The 4,066-nt window shown below is 74.7% G+C and carries 6 protein-coding genes; 2 read left to right on the plus strand and 4 right to left on the minus strand.

All coding sequences use genetic code 11. The annotated features are described in order from the left end of the window. Window positions 1–150: 150 nt before the first annotated feature. Window positions 151–828, plus strand: coding sequence for an HAD family hydrolase (locus tag HYE82_RS34645; RefSeq protein WP_179178194.1), 678 nt, complete (start codon window positions 151–153; stop codon window positions 826–828). 7 nt (window positions 829–835) lie between these two features. Here HYE82_RS34645 and HYE82_RS34650 read toward each other — a convergent pair whose 3' ends face one another. Further along, a complete protein-coding gene (locus HYE82_RS34650) occupies window positions 836–1,108 on the minus strand; it encodes a hypothetical protein (protein ID WP_179178195.1) in 273 nt (90 codons plus the stop codon). Between the two features lie 188 nt (window positions 1,109–1,296). Here HYE82_RS34650 and HYE82_RS39155 point away from each other — a divergent pair, with 188 nt between their 5' ends. Beyond that, window positions 1,297–1,680 (plus strand): cold-shock protein, encoded by a 384-nt coding sequence (locus tag HYE82_RS39155; RefSeq protein WP_179178196.1) that lies wholly within the window; start codon window positions 1,297–1,299, stop codon window positions 1,678–1,680. 79 nt (window positions 1,681–1,759) lie between these two features. Here the strand turns inward: HYE82_RS39155 and HYE82_RS34660 are convergent, their stop codons facing one another. Genes HYE82_RS34660 through HYE82_RS34670 form a run of 3 tightly spaced genes read right to left on the minus strand, consistent with a single transcriptional unit; the run spans window position 1,760 to window position 3,855 of the window. Then, window positions 1,760–2,641 (minus strand): 1,4-dihydroxy-6-naphthoate synthase, encoded by an 882-nt coding sequence (locus HYE82_RS34660; RefSeq protein ID WP_179178197.1) that lies wholly within the window; start codon window positions 2,639–2,641, stop codon window positions 1,760–1,762. Then, window positions 2,607–3,353 (minus strand): futalosine hydrolase, encoded by a 747-nt coding sequence (locus HYE82_RS34665; RefSeq protein ID WP_179178198.1) that lies wholly within the window; start codon window positions 3,351–3,353, stop codon window positions 2,607–2,609. The genes HYE82_RS34660 and HYE82_RS34665 overlap by 35 nt, the downstream gene beginning before the upstream one ends. Before the next feature lie 16 nt (window positions 3,354–3,369). Further along, complete coding sequence (locus tag HYE82_RS34670; RefSeq protein WP_179178199.1) at window positions 3,370–3,855, minus strand: DUF2771 domain-containing protein; 486 nt, start codon at window positions 3,853–3,855, stop codon at window positions 3,370–3,372. Window positions 3,856–4,066 lie beyond the last annotated feature (211 nt).

Raw genomic sequence — 4,066 nt, forward strand, 5'->3', positions numbered from 1 at the left:
CCCCGCCCCTTCCCGAAACCGTGGGCTCCGCCCCCGGACCCCCGCGCCTCAGACGCCGGCGAGGCTGGATCTTCCAGCCTGCGGGCCGGGGAACGGCTTGGCGCAGCGGGGTTCGGGTCCGGCGGGGGTGCGGTCGGCAGAATGGGCGGTATGACCTTCGAGACCTCCGCGCCCGCTCCGGGCTCCGCCGCGCCGCTGACCGTCGGGTTCGATCTCGATATGACGCTCATCGACTCCCGTCCCGGCATCAAGGCCGCCTACCGGGCGCTGTCGGCGGAGACGGGGACGTTCATCGACGCCGACGTGGCGGTCACCCGGCTCGGGCCCCCGCTCGACCAGGAGCTCGCCCACTGGTTCCCGGAGTCGGAGATCGAGGCCATGGCCGACCGCTATCGGGCGCTCTACCCCGCGTACGCCATCGAGCCGACCCCGGCGATGCCCGGTGCCCGCGAGGCGATCGCGGCCGTCCAGGCGCTCGGCGGCCGGGCGATCGTCGTGACCGCCAAGCACGAGCCGAACGCCCGCCTCCACCTCGACCACCTCGGCATCCGCGCGGACGCGGTCGTCGGCTGGCTGTGGGCGGAGGCCAAGGCGGAGGCGCTGCGCGAGTACGGGGCGCAGGTCTACGTCGGGGACCACGTGGGTGACGTCCGCGGCGCCCGGAGCGCGGGCGCGCTGTCCGTGGCGGTGCCGACCGGTCCGTGCCCGGAGCCGCAGCTGCGGGAGGCGGGCGCGGACGTGGTGCTGCCGGCCCTCACGGCCCTGCCGGACTGGCTGGCGGAGTACCTCCGGAGCGGGCGGACCACCGTGCCCGCGCAGGCGCGCTGAGCCGGGCTCAGCGCTCCGACGGGGGTGTCGCCGTGGTCGCCGTGCGGGCTGCCCTGCGCTGGGCGCCCGCTGAGCGCAGTACGCCGGCCGCGGAGATCGCGAAGCCGACGCCCATCAGCATGCACATGGCCCACGCGTACGACGGCAGCGGCTCGGTGTGGAGGAACAGCGGGGCCATCGTCGCCAGCGTGGCGACGGCGCCGAGGATGAACACGATGCCACCGGCCCGCACGAGGCCGTCGCCGGGCCGCGGTTCGTCGGTGTGAGGAGTAACAGTCACCCGCCCAGGGTAGTTCCCTGGCCTGAGCAGCCGACAGCGAAGAGCCGGCGAAGGACCGGGGATCGTCTTGTCACCTGCCCATCGCCCACTAGCCTGGAGCCCGGCGGGTCACCCATGACCCGCTGCGCTGTTATCCGGAGCCGCTGCGGCGGCCGCCCGGACCCGACGAGCAAGGACAGAGGACAGACGTGCCCACCGGCAAGGTCAAGTGGTTCAACAGTGAGAAGGGCTTCGGCTTTCTCTCCCGAGACGACGGCGGCGACGTCTTCGTCCACTCGTCGGTACTCCCGGCCGGGGTCGACGCACTCAAGCCCGGCCAGCGCGTCGAATTCGGCGTGGTCGCAGGCCAGCGTGGGGACCAGGCCCTGTCGGTGACGGTGCTGGACCCGGCGCCGTCGGTGGCTGCCGCGCAGCGGCGCAAGCCGGACGAGCTGGCCTCGATCGTGCAGGACCTGACCACCCTGCTGGAGAACATCACCCCGATGCTGGAGCGCGGCCGCTACCCCGACAAGGTCCACGGCACGAAGATCGCCAACCTGCTGCGCGCGGTTGCCGACCAGCTCGACGTCTGACGTTCCCGCAATTACCGCCGCGCCCCGCCGCTCTTCGGACCCTTCCGAGTGGCGGGGCGTCGTCGTTCCCGCGCCCGGTCTACGGGAAGGCCAGTGCGTCCGGTGCGATGGCCGGGACCAGGCCCTCCGCAGCCGCCCGCGTGAGCAGCCCGCGCACCGCCGCGTAGCCGTCGTCGCCGAGATCTGCGGTGAACTCGTTCACGTACAGGCCGATGTGCTGGTCGGCGACGGCCGGGTCCAGCTCCTGCGCGTGCGCCTGTACGTACGGGCGGGAGGCCTCCGGGTCGTCCCAGGCCATCCGGACCGAGGTGCGGGCGGATTCGGCCAGCGCCCGCAGCGTCCCGGCGCCCAGCGACCGCTTGGCGATGATCGCGCCGAGCGGGATCGGCAGGCCGGTGGTGTCCTCCCAGTGCTCGCCCATGTCGGCGAGGCAGTGCAGCCCGTAGTCCCGGTAGGTGAACCGCGCCTCGTGGATGACGAGCCCCGCGTCCACCCGGCCGTCCCGCACCGCCGGCATGATCTCGTGGAACGGCAGCACGACGACCTTGCCGACGCCGTCCGGCAGCACGTCGGCGGCCCACAGCCGGAACAGCAGGTAGGCGGTGGAGCGCTCGCTCGGCACCGCGACCGTCCGACCGGCCAGGTCCGTGCCCGGCTCCCGGGCGAGGACCAGCGGCCCGCAGCCGCGCCCCAGCGCCCCGCCGCAGGGCAGCAGCGCGTACTCCTCCAACACCCAGGGCAGGACCGCGTAGGACACCTTCAGCACGTCCAGCTCGCCGCGCTCGGCCATGCCGTTGGTGAGGTCGATGTCGGCGAAGGTGACGTCGAGGGCGGGGGCCCCGGGCACCCGGCCGTGCGCCCACGCGTCGAAGACGAAGGTGTCGTTCGGGCAGGGCGAGTAGGCGATCGTGAGCGGGCGCTCCCCGTCAGGATGCACGGCCGTGCTCAGGTCGGTGCTCATGGCGTTCTCCCCAGTGGACGAGTACGGGCCCCAGCGCGCGGAATCCCGCGGTCAGGGCGGCCAGCGCGTCCCCGATGCGCCAGGCGGCCCGCTCCCGCGGCCCGACGGCATTGGACACGGCACGGATCTCCAGGACGGGCAGCCCGTGCGCGGCGGCGGCCTCGGCGACCCCGAAGCCCTCCATGGCCTCGGCCCCGGCCTGCGGGTGCCGGGCGGCGAGCCCGGCGGCGCGGGCGGCGCTGCCGGTGACGGTGGAGACGGTCAGCACGGGCGCGAGCAGCGCCCCGGTGGCCTCGGCGGCGCGGGCGGCGAGCTCGGCCGGCGGCAGGTGGGCGGCACGGCCGAAGCCGAGTTCCTGCACGGTCAGGAAGCCGTCCGGGGTCTCGGCCCCGAGGTCGGCGGCGACGATCGCGTCGGCGACGACGAGGGAGCCGGGCGGGGCGGCGGGCTGGAAGCCCCCGCCGATGCCGGCGGAGACGACGAGCGCGTAGTCGGCCAGCGCGAGGGCGGTGGCCGTCCCGGCCGCGGCCGCGGCCGGGCCGACACCGGCGACGAGTACGTCGGCGGCGAGGCCGGGCAGATCACGGCGGGCGAGGCGGTAGCCCCCCGGGAGCGCGCGCGGCTCCGGCGTGGCGGGGTCCGGGTGCGGTGTGAGTCCGGCGGCGACGGAGTCGGCCTCCGCCGCCACCGCGGTCACGATGAGCGCGCGCACGGTCGCCTGCGCGGGGTTACTTGAGCTTGATGTTGTAGGCCCAGACGGCGAGCGGCTTGCCGTCCGCGCTGACCTGGACGATGTTCAGCTTCTTCGAGGACGGGGCCTCGCCCTGGCCGCCGGTGGCGAAGAGGTCGGCGCCGGGGAAGCTGCGGTAGGTGTTGGCGGACGGCTCGGTGATCGGCTGGCCGTCGAGGACCGCCTGCCAGCGGTTGCCGTCCTCGACGATCTCGGGCTCGACGCCCAGCCGCAGGGTGTCACCGCGGCCGTACTCGACGGTCTTGGCGTCCTTCGCCTCGGTCAGGCACTCCTGGACCTTTTCGATGGACAGCTGCGCGCTGTCCTGGCATACGGCTTCGGCGGACACCGACGAGGTGCCGACCGTCACGGTCGCCAGCGGCGTCGGCTTGTCGCAGGCGGAGAGGACGAGGAGGCCGGCGGACACGGCTCCGAGGGCCGCGACGCTGCGGCGGCCCTTACCCGAGATAAGCGGTGCGGTCATGAGCCGAAGGCTATCGGGCCCATGGGCTCCCCTGCCGCACGGGGTCCCGCCGACCTGCGGCGCGCCGCCCCGCGCACACCCGCCCAGGCCCGCCGGCCCCGCCGGACCGCACGGGGCGTGGCCCGCTCGTGCGCTGGTGAGGCCGTGTGGGGCGTGGCCCGCTCGTGCGCTGGTGAGGCCGTGTGGGGCGTGGCCCGCTCGTGCGCTGGTG

It is taken from the genome of Streptomyces sp. BR123 (genome assembly GCF_013401435.1).
Lineage (GTDB): Bacteria > Actinomycetota > Actinomycetes > Streptomycetales > Streptomycetaceae > Streptomyces.

What these genes read in the sequence shown, in the direction of transcription:
- HYE82_RS34645 (WP_179178194.1), top strand. Translation starts at nt 151, where the DNA reads ATGACCTTCGAGACCTCCGCGCCCGCTCCGGGCTCCGCCGCGCCGCTG.
- HYE82_RS34660 (WP_179178197.1), bottom strand. Translation starts at nt 2,641, where the DNA reads ATGAGCACCGACCTGAGCACGGCCGTGCATCCTGACGGGGAGCGCCCG.
- HYE82_RS34670 (WP_179178199.1), bottom strand. Translation starts at nt 3,855, where the DNA reads ATGACCGCACCGCTTATCTCGGGTAAGGGCCGCCGCAGCGTCGCGGCC.